The organism is Pseudomonas cichorii (assembly GCF_019719005.1).
GTDB lineage: Bacteria > Pseudomonadota > Gammaproteobacteria > Pseudomonadales > Pseudomonadaceae > Aquipseudomonas > Aquipseudomonas cichorii_E.
The window spans coordinates 89,772-103,012 of record NZ_JAIGPJ010000012.1 but is presented as its reverse complement, the minus strand read 5'-3'; the positions used below and the strand labels follow the sequence as shown (position 1 = coordinate 103,012).

General features: G+C 58.5%; 15 protein-coding genes. 6 read left to right on the top strand and 9 right to left on the bottom strand.

The window, feature by feature from the left end:
• Window positions 1-58 precede the first annotated feature (58 nt).
• From hemA to K5D32_RS11880, 6 genes are all read left to right on the top strand, one after another.
• Window positions 59-1,336, top strand: a complete 1,278-nt coding sequence (hemA, locus tag K5D32_RS11905) for a glutamyl-tRNA reductase (protein ID WP_025258601.1) — start codon at window positions 59-61, stop codon at window positions 1,334-1,336.
• Window positions 1,333-2,415: a peptide chain release factor 1 gene (gene prfA / locus K5D32_RS11900; RefSeq protein ID WP_025258602.1), complete on the top strand. Its 1,083-nt coding sequence runs from the start codon at window positions 1,333-1,335 to the stop codon at window positions 2,413-2,415. The genes hemA and prfA overlap by 4 nt, the downstream gene beginning before the upstream one ends.
• The gene (prmC, locus tag K5D32_RS11895) at window positions 2,416-3,252 is read left to right on the top strand and encodes a peptide chain release factor N(5)-glutamine methyltransferase (RefSeq protein ID WP_221594265.1); all 837 of its coding nucleotides are present in this window, start codon (window positions 2,416-2,418) and stop codon (window positions 3,250-3,252) included. It begins immediately after the preceding gene.
• Window positions 3,246-3,998: a molybdopterin-synthase adenylyltransferase MoeB gene (locus K5D32_RS11890; RefSeq protein ID WP_221600410.1), complete on the top strand. Its 753-nt coding sequence runs from the start codon at window positions 3,246-3,248 to the stop codon at window positions 3,996-3,998. Before prmC ends, K5D32_RS11890 begins: the two co-directional genes overlap by 7 nt.
• The gene (gene murI / locus K5D32_RS11885) at window positions 3,995-4,810 is read left to right on the top strand and encodes a glutamate racemase (protein WP_221600408.1); all 816 of its coding nucleotides are present in this window, start codon (window positions 3,995-3,997) and stop codon (window positions 4,808-4,810) included. Before K5D32_RS11890 ends, murI begins: the two co-directional genes overlap by 4 nt.
• 116 nt (window positions 4,811-4,926) lie before the next feature.
• The gene (locus K5D32_RS11880) at window positions 4,927-5,445 is read left to right on the top strand and encodes an acyloxyacyl hydrolase (RefSeq protein ID WP_221578012.1); all 519 of its coding nucleotides are present in this window, start codon (window positions 4,927-4,929) and stop codon (window positions 5,443-5,445) included.
• Between the two features lie 111 nt (window positions 5,446-5,556).
• Here the strand turns inward: K5D32_RS11880 and K5D32_RS11875 are convergent, their stop codons facing one another.
• Genes K5D32_RS11875 through K5D32_RS11835 form a run of 9 tightly spaced genes read right to left on the bottom strand, consistent with a single transcriptional unit; the run spans window position 5,557 to window position 13,241 of the window.
• Entirely contained in the window at window positions 5,557-5,871 is a 315-nt protein-coding gene (locus K5D32_RS11875) for a YkgJ family cysteine cluster protein (RefSeq protein ID WP_374107932.1), read from the bottom strand.
• On the bottom strand, window positions 5,868-6,383 hold the full coding sequence (locus tag K5D32_RS11870; RefSeq protein ID WP_221600406.1) for a DUF2878 domain-containing protein: 516 nt from the start codon (window positions 6,381-6,383) through the stop codon (window positions 5,868-5,870). Before K5D32_RS11870 ends, K5D32_RS11875 begins: the two co-directional genes overlap by 4 nt.
• Complete coding sequence (locus K5D32_RS11865) at window positions 6,376-7,647, bottom strand: cyclopropane-fatty-acyl-phospholipid synthase family protein (RefSeq protein WP_221600404.1); 1,272 nt, start codon at window positions 7,645-7,647, stop codon at window positions 6,376-6,378. The genes K5D32_RS11870 and K5D32_RS11865 overlap by 8 nt, the downstream gene beginning before the upstream one ends.
• Window positions 7,628-8,434: a DUF1365 domain-containing protein gene (locus K5D32_RS11860; protein WP_221578009.1), complete on the bottom strand. Its 807-nt coding sequence runs from the start codon at window positions 8,432-8,434 to the stop codon at window positions 7,628-7,630. The genes K5D32_RS11865 and K5D32_RS11860 overlap by 20 nt, the downstream gene beginning before the upstream one ends.
• Window positions 8,431-9,678 (bottom strand): NAD(P)/FAD-dependent oxidoreductase, encoded by a 1,248-nt coding sequence (locus K5D32_RS11855; protein WP_221600402.1) that lies wholly within the window; start codon window positions 9,676-9,678, stop codon window positions 8,431-8,433. Before K5D32_RS11855 ends, K5D32_RS11860 begins: the two co-directional genes overlap by 4 nt.
• Window positions 9,675-10,463, bottom strand: coding sequence for an SDR family oxidoreductase (locus tag K5D32_RS11850; protein WP_221578007.1), 789 nt, complete (start codon window positions 10,461-10,463; stop codon window positions 9,675-9,677). Before K5D32_RS11850 ends, K5D32_RS11855 begins: the two co-directional genes overlap by 4 nt.
• Window positions 10,460-10,882 carry a nuclear transport factor 2 family protein gene (locus K5D32_RS11845; RefSeq protein WP_221578006.1) on the bottom strand — a complete coding sequence of 141 codons (423 nt, stop codon included), beginning with the start codon at window positions 10,880-10,882 and terminating at the stop codon, window positions 10,460-10,462. Before K5D32_RS11845 ends, K5D32_RS11850 begins: the two co-directional genes overlap by 4 nt.
• Window positions 10,875-12,323, bottom strand: a complete 1,449-nt coding sequence (phrB, locus tag K5D32_RS11840) for a deoxyribodipyrimidine photo-lyase (protein ID WP_221600400.1) — start codon at window positions 12,321-12,323, stop codon at window positions 10,875-10,877. Before phrB ends, K5D32_RS11845 begins: the two co-directional genes overlap by 8 nt.
• A gap of 9 nt (window positions 12,324-12,332) precedes the next feature.
• Window positions 12,333-13,241 (bottom strand): MerR family transcriptional regulator, encoded by a 909-nt coding sequence (locus K5D32_RS11835; protein ID WP_221578004.1) that lies wholly within the window; start codon window positions 13,239-13,241, stop codon window positions 12,333-12,335.

Here is a 13,241-nt window from a genome sequence, read left to right as displayed (position 1 = left end):
TTCTGAGCTTATTGAAGTAGGACAATTGCGGGCTTCACGTCACCACCAGCGACCCTGAATGGCCTTCCTTGCACTTGGTATTAACCATAAGACTGCCTCGGTAGACGTTCGCGAGCGCGTGGCATTTACGCCAGAACAGCTGGTCGAGGCCTTGCAGCAGCTTTGCCGTCTTACCAGCAGTCGCGAAGCCGCGATCCTCTCGACGTGTAACCGTAGCGAGCTGTATATCGAGCACGACCAGCTCGCAGCCGACAGCATTCTGGCCTGGCTGGCGGACTATCATCACCTGAGCCTCGATGAACTGCGCGCCAGTGCCTACATTCATGAAGACGATGCTGCCGTGCGTCACATGATGCGCGTGGCTTCGGGCCTGGACTCTCTGGTACTCGGAGAGCCGCAGATTCTCGGGCAGATGAAATCCGCCTATGCCGTGGCCCGTGAGGCGGGAACCGTTGGTCCGTTGCTCGGGCGTCTGTTTCAGGCGACCTTCAGCGCCGCCAAGCAGGTGCGCACCGACACGGCCATTGGTGAGAACCCGGTATCGGTGGCGTTTGCCGCCGTCAGCCTGGCGAAACAGATTTTCAGCGATCTGCAGCGCAGTCAGGCGTTGCTGATCGGCGCGGGCGAAACCATCACTCTGGTTGCCCGGCACCTGCGTGATCTGGGTGTAAAGCGTATTGTGGTTGCCAACCGGACCCTGGAGCGTGCCAGTATTCTGGCTGCCGAGTTCGGCGCTCATGCGGTGCTGCTTTCGGATATTCCGGCAGAACTGGTGAACAGCGATATCGTGATCAGCTCCACCGCCAGCCAGTTGCCGATTCTGGGCAAGGGCGCGGTAGAAAGCGCCTTGAAGCTGCGCAAGCACAAGCCGATTTTCATGGTGGATATCGCTGTTCCTCGCGATATCGAGCCGGAAGTCGGAGAACTGGACGACGTTTACCTCTATAGCGTCGATGATCTGCATGAGGTGGTCGCCGAAAACCTCAAGAGTCGGCAGGGTGCTGCCCTGGCGGCCGAACAACTGGTCAGTATCGGCGCCGAGGACTTCATGTCCCGTTTGCGCGAACTGGCGGCCGTCGATGTATTGCGTGCCTATCGTCAGCAAAGCGAGCGACTGCGCGACGAAGAGCTGAGCAAGGCGCAGCGTATGCTGGCCAACGGTAGCAATGCCGAAGAGGTCTTGATTCAACTGGCCCGTGGCCTGACCAACAAACTGCTGCACGCTCCCAGCGTTCAGCTTAAAAAGCTGTCTGCCGAAGGCCGCGTCGATGCGCTGGCCATGGCTCAGGAACTTTTTGCCCTCGGTGAGGGCTCGACGGATAAACCTTCGCAATGAAAGCTTCACTGCTCAATAAGCTGGATGTGCTCAGCGACCGTTTTGAAGAATTGACCGCGCTGCTTGGCGATGCGGAAGTTATCAGCGACCAGACCAAGTTTCGCGCCTATTCCCGTGAATACGCCGAAGTCGAGCCGGTCATCGAGACTTACAGGCAGCGTATCAAGGTACTGGCCGATCTGGACGGTGCCCAGGCGCTGCTCAAGGACAACGATCCGGACATGCGGGAAATGGCGGTCGAGGAAGTCCGTGAAGCCAAGCAGCAGTTGCTGGAGCTGGAGGCGCAGTTGCAACGCATGCTGCTGCCCAAGGACCCCAACGACGGGCGCAACGTGTTCCTGGAAATCCGTGCCGGCACGGGCGGTGACGAGGCGGCGATCTTCTCTGGTGACCTGTTCCGCATGTACTCGCGCTATGCCGAGCGTCGTGGCTGGCGCGTGGAAATCCTTTCGGAAAACGAAGGCGAGCATGGCGGCTACAAAGAAGTCATTGCCCGTGTCGAAGGCGAAAACGTCTACGGCAAACTGAAATTCGAGTCCGGTGCCCACCGCGTACAGCGTGTGCCCGAAACCGAGTCGCAAGGTCGTATCCATACCTCGGCCTGTACCGTGGCGGTGTTACCCGAGCCTGACGAACAGCAGGCGATCGAAATCAATCCGGCAGACCTGCGCATCGATACCTATCGTTCCTCCGGTGCCGGTGGACAGCACGTCAACAAGACCGACTCGGCCATTCGCATTACCCACTTGCCATCGGGTATTGTCGTGGAGTGCCAGGAAGAACGTTCGCAACACAAGAACAGAGCCCGGGCAATGTCCTGGTTGTCTGCCAAACTGAATGATCAGCAGACCAGTGCCGCTGCCAATGCCATCGCCAGCGAGCGCAAGCTGCTGGTGGGGTCAGGTGATCGTTCGGAGCGTATTCGCACCTATAACTTCCCTCAAGGGCGAGTGACGGATCACCGCGTCAATCTGACGTTGTATTCACTGGACGAAGTTCTGGCCGGTGGCGTCGATGCAGTGATAGAGCCGCTACTCGCTGAATATCAGGCTGATCAACTTGCGGCACTGGGTGAGTAAATGACCATCATCGCCAGCTTGTTAAGAAGCGCTGAACTTCCCGACTCACCAACTGCGCGCCTGGACGCCGAGTTGCTGCTGGCCGCTGCCCTGGGCAAGCCGCGCAGCTTCCTGCATACCTGGCCCGAGCGCATTGTCAGCACCGAAGCGGCGCTGACGTTCGCCAGTTACCTGCAACGCAGGCGCACCGGTGAGCCCGTGGCTTATATTCTGGGTCAGCAGGGTTTCTGGAAACTCGATCTGGAAGTCGCGCCGCACACACTGATTCCACGTCCCGAAACCGAAATGCTGGTGGAGGCGGCGCTGGAACTGATACCGGCGTTTGCGCCTGCTCAGGTTCTGGATCTGGGCACCGGCAGCGGGGCGATTGCCCTGGCGCTGGCCAACGAGCGTCATCTGTGGAAAGTGACGGCCGTGGATCGGGTACTGGAAGCTGTGGCCCTGGCTGAGCGCAATCGGCAGCGTCTGCAACTGGACAACGCCGTGGTGCTCAACAGCCATTGGTTCAGCGCACTGGATCAGGAGAAGCAGTTCGACCTGATCATCAGCAATCCGCCTTATATCGCTGACGCCGATCCGCATCTGGCGGCCGGTGATGTTCGTTTCGAGCCGAGCAGCGCACTGGTTGCGGGCGCCGATGGCCTGGACGACCTGCGAGCCATTGTCCAGCAGGCTCCAGCGTATCTGCGCAGTGGCGGCTGGTTGTTGCTTGAACATGGCTATGACCAGGGCGCCGAAGTGCGCAACCTGCTGACTGCCAATGGTTTCGACCGGGTGCAGACCCGACGTGATCTGGGCGAGCACGAGCGCATCACTTTCGGATGCCTGCTGTGCTGAGTGATGAGGAACTGCTGCGTTACAGTCGGCAGATCCTGCTGCAACACGTCGATATCGACGGGCAGATACGGCTCAAGAGCAGCCGTGCGCTGATCGTCGGCCTGGGCGGCCTGGGTTCTCCGGTGGCGCTCTATCTTGCTGCTGCCGGAGTAGGCGAGTTGCATCTGGCCGACTTTGACAGCGTTGACCTGACCAACCTGCAGCGCCAGGTCATTCATGACAGCCACAGCGTCGGGCAGGCCAAGGTGGATTCCGCCATGGCCCGTCTGACGGCCATCAATCCCGAGGTGACACTGGTCGCCCATCGCGCTGCACTGGATGCCGACTCCCTGAGTGCTGCCGTGCAAGGCGTTGATCTGGTGCTCGATTGCTCGGACAACTTCTCGACCCGCGAGGCCGTGAATGCGGCTTGCGTCGCTGCCGGCAAGCCTCTGGTCAGCGGTGCGGCGATCCGCCTTGAAGGGCAGTTGTCGGTGTTCGACCCGCGCCGTGCCGAGAGTCCTTGCTATCACTGCCTGTACGGTCACGGCAGTGAAGCCGAACTGACGTGCAGTGAAGCTGGCGTCATCGGGCCTCTGGTGGGACTGGTGGGCAGCCTGCAGGCTCTGGAAGCCCTGAAGCTGCTGGCGGGTTTTGGCGAGCCGCTGGTAGGGCGTCTGTTGCTGATCGATGCCTTGAGCACCCGTTTTCGGGAATTGAAGGTCAAGCGCGATCCGGCGTGCAGTGTATGTGGTGCTGCTCAATGACCGGCACTTCCACGCCTTTTAGCCGTAATGCGCCAGTAGGGGTTTTCGACTCCGGTGTGGGCGGGCTTTCGGTACTCACCGAAATCCGTCAGTTGCTGCCCAATGAATCCCTGCTCTATGTCGCCGACGGCGGGAATATTCCCTACGGCGAAAAGCCCCCTGAATTCATCATCGAGCGTTGTCTCACGATTGCCGGTTTCTTCCGCGAGCAGGGCGCCAAGGCGCTGGTGCTGGCCTGCAATACGGCGACGGTGGCAGGCGTTGCGCATATACGCCAGTGTTATCCCGGCTGGCCTGTTGTCGGCATGGAGCCAGCGGTCAAGCCGGCCGCTGCGGCGACTCGCAGCGGAGTGGTGGGCGTTCTGGCCACAACCGGCACCCTGCAAAGCGCCAAATTCGCCGCTTTGCTCGACCGTTTCGCCAGCGATGTGCGGGTTATCACCCAGCCTTGTCCGGGGCTGGTGGAACTGATTGAAACCGGTGATCTGCTCAGCCCGACCATTCGCCAGTTGCTCTGGAGCTATGTGGAGCCGTTGCTGCTTGAAGGTTGCGACACCATCATTCTGGGTTGCACCCACTATCCGTTTATCAAGCCGCTGCTGCGTCAGATGATTCCTGATTCCATCAGCCTGATCGACACGGGCGCGGCCGTAGCCCGTCAACTCCAGCGTTTGCTGGCCCAATCCGATCTGTTGTCCACCGGTCCTGTGTGCGAAACATCCTACTGGACGAGTGGCAATCCAAATGATTTCAAAAAAATTCTTCCTGCCCTATGGCAAAGCGCCGGCAGTGTGCGAAGCTTAGGTTTGTAAAAAAATCGTGAAAAAGCTTTTTAGGCACTGAACCAACGCTTTGTTGCTGCTTTCTATAACTGCGTTTGCCAGGTTCCAGCACTTTCCAATAACTACCATATGAAATGGATGTTTCTATGAAGCGACTTTTTTGTGCGGCCGTGTTTTCGGCTGCTCTCGCAGGGCAAAGCTCGATGGTACTGGCCGATGGGGTTGAGTTTTCGGTAGGCCACACCAGCCAATCGACCATGACCTATCGCCTGGGCGTGCAGTTCGATTGGGATAAAAGCTGGTTGAAAAGCGATGTAGGCCGTCTGACCGGCTACTGGGATGGCGCCTACACCTACTGGGATGGCGATAAACGCTCCAGCAATAACAGCCTGTCGTTCTCGCCAGTACTGGTTTATGAGTTCGCAGGTCAGAGCGTAAAGCCTTACATCGAGGCGGGGATCGGGGTTTCGGTGTTCTCCAACACCCAGGTCGAAGACAACAAACTGGGCTCGGCCTTCAACTTTGAAGACCGTATCGGTTTTGGTCTGCGCTTCGCAGGCGGTCATGAAATCGGCATTCGTGCCACTCACTATTCCAACGCCGGTATCAAACAGCCGAACGACGGGATAGAAAGCTACGCCCTGCATTACAAGATGCCGTTCTGATAGTGAACGACCAGGTGGGGGAGGGTTTATTCGCGACAGGCCGCTACATTCGATACCTATCCATCGTTTGCCATGCCGTCTCGCGAATGAATTCGCTCCTATCCGTCGCCATCAAAGATAAGCCGTAGCAATCCCCAGCCGTTCATTCAGGCACTCTTCAGAACCTTCTTCGAATTCGCGGCAAATCAGCGGGCGTTTTTCGTAGATGGTGCACATCATGGTGTTGCGATCCAGCGCCGCGCACCAGCCGTCATCCAGGCGCAGCATGACTTCGCCGCCCCATTCATCGGTATCGATATAACGCGCGGGCACGCCTGTATCGGTGATGAGCATCACTTCCAGTTGGCAACAGCAGGCTGCGCAGGTCGAGCAGGTGACTTTCGGTTCACTTGGAATCTGGGTCAGGGCAATGAGCGGGGCTTTCAGTGGTTGGCTCCGGTGTGTCGGTTGATGAGTGGATGAGCAGCCAGTCCCTGAAGCAAAGGAAAGACGACGGCCCAGACTGCGCCCAGTATCAGAAGGCTTGGCCATAACCCCATTGGAAACTGGGCCTGCGCCAGTTGTGAGCCGGCATAGTAAGACATCGGACCGCCAATCGCGCCAAGCAGGCTGGCACGCCACCAGGGTTTGGCAGTCCAGGTCAGACAATGATTGAGCGTGGTTGCCAGCACTGCCCAGAGTAGTACCAGCCATACAGGAATCAGTGGGCCACTGGTGCCGAAATCGAATACCCCGAGCTTCATCAGGGCACTGTCCAGCAATGTCCCCAGCACGGTAACGGCCAGCAGCAATCTGCCCTCACGCGCCCAGGAACTTGTCCACAAAAGGTGTATGGCCAGTACACTGGCTGCAATCAGCAGCCAGTAACTGTTGCCGCCCAGCACACAGGTGAACCAGCCGATCTGGAACAGCACTGCATTGGCGACGGTTTTAAGCATCGAAGAGCCCCAGTACCGGAGCACGCAAGGCCTCGGGTTTGGCCAGCAGCAACTGCGCGGTGCCGATGGTCCGCTCCAGAAAGCCGCCTTCGCAATAGCACAGATAGAATTCCCACAGGCGCAGGAAGTATTCGTCGTAACCCAGGTCCAGCAAGGCGCTGTGGGCCTGTTTGAAGTTTTCGTGCCACAGGTGCAGGGTACGGGCGTAATGCAGGCCGAAGTCTTCCATGTGCAGCAGGTTCATGTCGGTGTCGCCGCCTACGATTTCCAGCATCTTGTGGACCGATGGCAAGGCACCGCCCGGGAAAATATAGCGCTGGATGAAGTCTACGTTCTTCCTGGCCTGCTCATAGCGCTGCTCGCGAATGGTGATGGCCTGCAAGAGCATCAGCCCGTTGCTCTTGAGCAGATGCGAACACTGCTTGAAGTAGGTTGGCAGAAACCTGTGGCCCACTGCTTCGATCATTTCGATGGACACCAGCTTGTCGTACTGGCCGGTGAGGTCGCGATAATCCTTGAGCAGCAGGGTCACGCGGTCTTGCAGGCCCAGTTGTACCAGCCGCTGCTCGGTGTAGGCGAACTGCTCTTTCGACAGCGTGGTCGTCGTGACACGGCAGCCGTAATGCTGCGCGGCATAAATCGCCATGCTGCCCCAGCCCGTACCGATTTCCAGCAGATGATCCTCGGGTTTGAGGGCCAGTTTCTGACAGATGCGCTCCAGCTTGTTCAACTGGGCCTGTTCGAGGCTGTCGTTCTCGTTCAGGAATTGAGCGGCGGAATACATCATCGTCGGATCGAGAAACTGCTCGAATAATTTATTGCCCAGGTCGTAATGGGCCGAGATGTTTTTCTGCGAACCTTTGCGGGTATTGCGGTTGAGCCAGTGCAGGCCCTGGACCATGGGCCGTGTCAGGCGTGCAATGCCGCCCTCCATGGCATCGAGTACATCAAGGTTGCTGACGAACACCCGCACCACTGCCGTCAGGTCCGGCGTGGTCCAGTAGCCATGGATAAAGGCTTCGCCCGCGCCAATGGAACCACCGCTGGCAACCAGGCCCCAGATCGCGGAGTCGCGGATATGGATTTCTGCCTGAATCAACGCACCGGCCTTGCCGAATACATGGCGCTCCGAGCCGTCATTGACTACCAGCTGGCCGTTGCGCAGTTTTGCAAGCTGGCGCAATACGCCACGGCGCAGGAAGTTGGTGGTCAGATTATGGGTACCCAGATTGGCAGAAAAACCACTACTGCTGATGTTTTTCATTATGTCGATCCTTGGGTTGCGGGGTGCCAGTACGGTATTCACCGTCAGCAGTCTGATGATTGAAAATCGGGATGCGCTTGAGAAGCAGGCGTACGGCCTGCCAATAGATCGCAAGACAGGTTTTGGCGGTCATCCATGGATAGGCAAGCAGATAACGATGCAGCGTCTGGCGGCTGAGAGGCTGGCGATTGAGGTTGAGCGTGGCATCGAACACCTTCAGGTCACCTTGCCAGTCAGCCATGTGCACGCCGATTCTTTCGGCGGGCTGGCTGAAGCTCATGCGGTATTCCAGGTCGCGTGGCAGAAACGGCGACACATGAAATGCCTTGGCCACGGCGAAGTGCTGATGGCCTTCGCCAGTGGCGGGCAGGACATAGTGATACCGCTCGCCCCAGGGTGTATTGGTGACTTCACACAGGATGGCGGCCAGTGTTCCGTCGACTTCATGGCAGTAGAAAAAACTCACCGGGTTGAACGACAAACCCCAACTACGGGCCTGGGTCAGCAGGCAGACCCGGCCCAGCGGCATATGACCCAGCGCTATCCCGACCCGCTCGCGTACCGCTTCGATCAGCGGCACGCCGCGCCCGGTCAGTTCCGGCAAATAGTCATGTTCCCGGAATGAAAACGGCGAAAAGCGCTTGCCCCCGGCCAGCGGTGACAAGTTGAGCACGGCATCCTGCTCGTCCAGATCCAGATAGAGCAGGCCAATTCGATAGTTGAATGCGTGTGCCCTGGGCGCAAAGCGCCGATGGGTGATCCAGCCGCTGTAAAGGGCGCTGTTCACAGTGACTCACCCAGAGCCTCGGCCACACGCAGGCCGCTGACAACACCGTCTTCATGGAAGCCGTTGGCCCAGTAAGCACCGCAGTACAAGGTGTTCTCGACGCCGCTGATTTCCTGCCAGCGCGCCTGGGCCGCAATGGCATCCAGGCTGTATTGCGGGTGGGAATAGCGATAGCGGCCGAGAATTTTCGCCGGGTCGATGGCTTCGGTCTGGTTCAGGCTGACGCAGAACGTGGTATCGCTCTGGATGCCTTGCAGAATGTTCATGTCGTAAGTGACCGCCGCCAGTTGCTGTTCGCCACCGCCAAGACGGTAGTTCCAGCTGGCCCAGGCCAGGGTGCGCTTGGGCAGTAGTCTGGTGTCGGTGTGCAGAACCACATCGTTCTCGGCATAACGCAGGGCGCCGAGGATGTCCTGTTCGGTTTGCGAAGGCTGGGCCAGCAGTTGCAAGGCCTGATCGCTGTGACAGGCGAAGATCACCTTATCGAAACGTTCGCTGCCCGCCACGCTGTGCAGCGTGACGCCCTCGCTGTCGCGTTCGACCCGATGCACAGGGCAGGACAGGCGAATACGGTCTTTGAACGATGCCGTCAGCGGCTCGACATAACTTCTGGAGCCGCCCTGGATCACGCACCATTGTGGGCGATGAGTGACAGAAAGCAGGCCGTGGTTCTTGAAGAAGCGCACGAAGAATTGCAGAGGGAAACCCAGCATGTCCGCCAGTGACATCGACCAGATGGCTGCGCCCATGGGCACGATGTAATGATCAATGAAACGCTGGCCGTAACGACCGTTTTTCAGGTACTCGCCCAGCGTCGTGTCTGCCGCGATGCGCTGGTTCTCCAGATCGGCCACTGACTGGCGATTGAAGCGCAGGATATCGCTCAGCATGCCCCAGAACTTTGGGGACAACAGGTTGCTGCGCTGGGCGAACAGGCTGTTGAGGTTGTTGCCGTTGTATTCGACGCCACTGCGCGGGTCATGCACCGAAAAACTCATTTCGGCCGGTTTGAATGACACGCCCAACTGGCCGAGCAACTTGATGAAGTTGGGATAGGTCCAGTCATTGAAGACGATAAAGCCGGTATCGATGGCGTAGGCACGTCCCGCGACTTGCACATCCACGGTATGGGTGTGGCCGCCGATCCAGTCGGATGCCTCGAACACGGTGATCTCATGGGAGCGGTTGAGCACGTAGGCGCTGGTCAGGCCCGAGATGCCGCTGCCAATGATGGCGATCTTCATTGAGCGTCCTTATTCGAGGTTGGGGTGCGAGCCATGCGTTTGCCAATCGCAAACCTTGCACGTGCTGGCAGCAGGGCCAGCAGGCGCAGGCTGAGAATGAACGGGCCGGGGAACGATATCTCCAGCGTGCGCCGGGGCCGCTCCATTTTTTTTGCGATGTAGCGGGCTGCCTTGTCCACCGGCCAGCGCATGGGCATCGGGAAATCGTTTTTGGCGGTCAGTGGCGTCTCGACAAAGCCCGGGCTGATCACGGTGACATCGATATCTTCACAGGCCAGGTCCAGGCGCAGCGATTCCAGCATGTAACGCATGCCGGCTTTCGAGGCGCCATAGGCTTCGGCTCGTGGCAGTGGCAGATAAGTCACTGCACTGGCCACGCCGGCCAGATGAGGTTTTATCCCTTTGCGCAACAAAGGCAGTGCTTCCTGAATACAGAAGCTGGTGGCCAGAAGGTTGGTACGAATCACCCGTTCAACCAGCGCGGCATCGAAATGTTGTGCGTCAAGGTACTCACAGGTCCCGGCATTGAGGATGGCACTGTCCAGAGCCCCCCATTCCTGTTCGATACGATCGCCCATGTTTTTGACTTGCGCGCCATCGGTGATATCGCCGATGAGCAGCAGGACCTGACCGGGATAACGGTTCGACAAATCCTGCAAGGGCGCTTCGGTTCTGGCAGTCAACGCCAGTTGGTGCTTCGCGTCGAGCAACTCTTTTGCCAGGGCGAGGCCAATACCGCTGCTGGCGCCAGTCAACCAGATGCGACGAGCATATGACGTGTTCATGCCAACCTCTTCTTCAGCCAGGCAATCAAGCCTCCCATGATGGGGAGGTGTTCATAGAGCAATGCGCCGGCATCGAAGTAATCCCGATGCCGATAAACCTTTTCGTGCCAATGCAGGTGCGAACAGCCTTCGACCTTGATGACCCGACCCTTTTTCAGGCGCGGGTGTGAATAACTCATGGTCCAGACCAGATAGCCTTCACCAGGCCTGACTTCATCGAAGTGATGGAAATCGAAATGCAGGTCACTGACATTGCTGTACAGCTGGGCGAAGTAGTCCTTCATGGCCGACAGGCCCTGGATGTGGTGCAGCGGGTCTGTGAACGACACGTTGTCGCTGTACAGGTCGGCCACCCGCTCAAGGTTGTCCTTGTTCAGGGCTGCGAAGTCATGGGCGAAGCGTTGCAGGAATTCACTCATGGAGCGCATCCGCAGCAGGCTGGCGATGGGGCAGGGCCTTGAACGCGGCCAGGGCTCGCTCGCGGCTTTTGCTCAGGTCGACAATCGGGGACGGATAGTTGGCGACACCGAACAGCCCGCCGACAAGCGCCGGGTTATGCACCTCTTTCTTGTTGAGGCTGGCCAGTTCAGGCAACCAGTGCTTGATGAAGCGACCTTCAGGATCGAATTTTTCCGATTGCGACAACGGGTTGAAGATACGGAAATAAGGGGCCGAGTCGGTGCCTGTGGATGAGCTCCACTGCCAGCCGCCGTTATTGGCTGCCAGATCCCCGTCGATCAGGTGGCGCATGAAAAAGCGCTCGCCCTCGCGCCAGTCGATCAGCAGGTTTTTGGTGAGGAACATTGCAACGACCATCCTTAGTCGGTTATGCATCCAGCCTGTTTCCAGCAACTGGCGCATGGCAGCATCGATGATCGGCAAACCGGTGCGGGCTTCCTGCCACGCGGCCAGTTCGGTTGGCGCGTTACGCCATTTGACGGCTTCGGTTTCCGGGCGGAATGCGCGATGCCTTGAAACACGAGGGTAGCCCACAAGAATGTGTTTGTAGAACTCCCGCCACAATAGTTCGTTGATCCAGGTCACTATCCCGGTGTTACCGGTCTCGAATTCTCCGTCATTGCTCATCAGTGCGGCGTGCAGGCATTGGCGGGGTGAAATCACACCGGCTGCGAGGTACGCCGATAACTGGCTGGTACCGGGCTTTGCAGGGAAATCCCGTTCGCTCTGGTAATAGCGGATCTGATCGTCGCTGAAGGTGGCCAGACGCTGGCGTGCTTCGTGTTCGCCAGCAGGCCAGAGTTCGCGCAGTGCTTTGGACGGGGTGGCAAAACCGTCGACTTGCTCGGGCACTGCATCGCTTTTGATCGAAAGCGGCTGCTGAGCGTTTGGCAGATTGATGAGGCGTGGCATCGCTTCGTGCAGGCGGGCATAGCAGACCTTGCGGAACTGGCTATAGACCTGAAAGTAGCCACCGGTCCTGGTCAGAATGCTGCCGGGCTTGAACAGCAGTTGATCCAGATAGCTATTGAAATGGACACCGGCTTTTTCCAGCGTCTGGCCTACCGCCTGATCGCGGTTGCTTTCATTGATGCCGTATTCTTCATTGGTGTGCACGCCTTCGACGGCATGCTCCGCGCAGAGCTTTGCCAGCACTTCAGGGGCTTTGTCCCAGGTGTCGGCCTTGCGGATCAGCAAGGGAACATTCAGTCCGGCCAGGGCTTTTTCCAGCTCGACCAGATTGCGCAGCCAGAAATCCACCTTGCAGGCGGCATCGTCATGGTTCTGCCATTGAGTGGGACTGACCAGATACACCGCAAGCGTCGGACCCCGCTCCATGGCAGCGGCCAGAGCAGTATTGTCGTGAACACGCAAATCGCTACGCAGCCAAAACAGTTGCATGTGAAATCCTTAAATGAGTCCGAGCCTGTTCAATTCGATCTGTGCACTGAGCGGATCTTGAGCAAGGGTCAATCCTGCGACCTCGTTCGCACATACGAGCAAATCGGCATAGTGGATCTGTACCGTTGATCCGCTCAGGACGATCGGGCAGGAAATGTTGCTCAATAACCTGGGCAATTGAGCAGGATTCAGCGATTTACTGGAATAAAGCAGCACGCCGCGTGGTTGCAGATATTCGGTGGCCAGCGCCAGTTCGCCTGCGGGCAGCGGCCAGTCGAAGACTTCCACCGGGCAGTCGGCGCTGCTGACCAGCCAGGCCACGAGCCACAAATGCGGCTCCAGCGGCAGGTCGGACTGGTTCACCAGCAGCAACGGCTTGCCATTAAGTTGCCGGTTATTGTGGTAAATGCGTGCGCCGAGCTTGCTGCGCAGCCACGAATAAAAGAACGCCCGCTCCATCTGCGCGCCGAACTTGCCCTGCCAGCGTTTCTCCAGCTCGGCCAGCAGCGGCAGCAACAATTGCTCACACAAAGTCCGGGGTGGATACAGCGACATCGCCTGATTGAACACATCGTCGACCCGGCGTTCGGCCAGTTCACCAATGGCTTGCAACAGGGTCTGGCGCAAGGCATCCCAGTCGTTGCCGGGAGTAAAACTCTCCGGTTGCTGCTCATCGATCAGGGCCTTGACCTGGCTCACGGATACCCCGCGGTTGAGCCAGGTCAGAATCGTCATCACCCGATGCACATGCTCCTGGGTGTACAGCCGATGCCCCTTGGCGGTGCGATGAGGGACGATCAAGCCATAACGTCGTTCCCAGGCTCGCAAGGTAACGGCGTTGACCCCGGTCTGGCGTGCTACCTCACGGATTGGCAGCCAGTCATCCGGCTGGTGCGCTTCTTGGTGTGTATCGTTCAT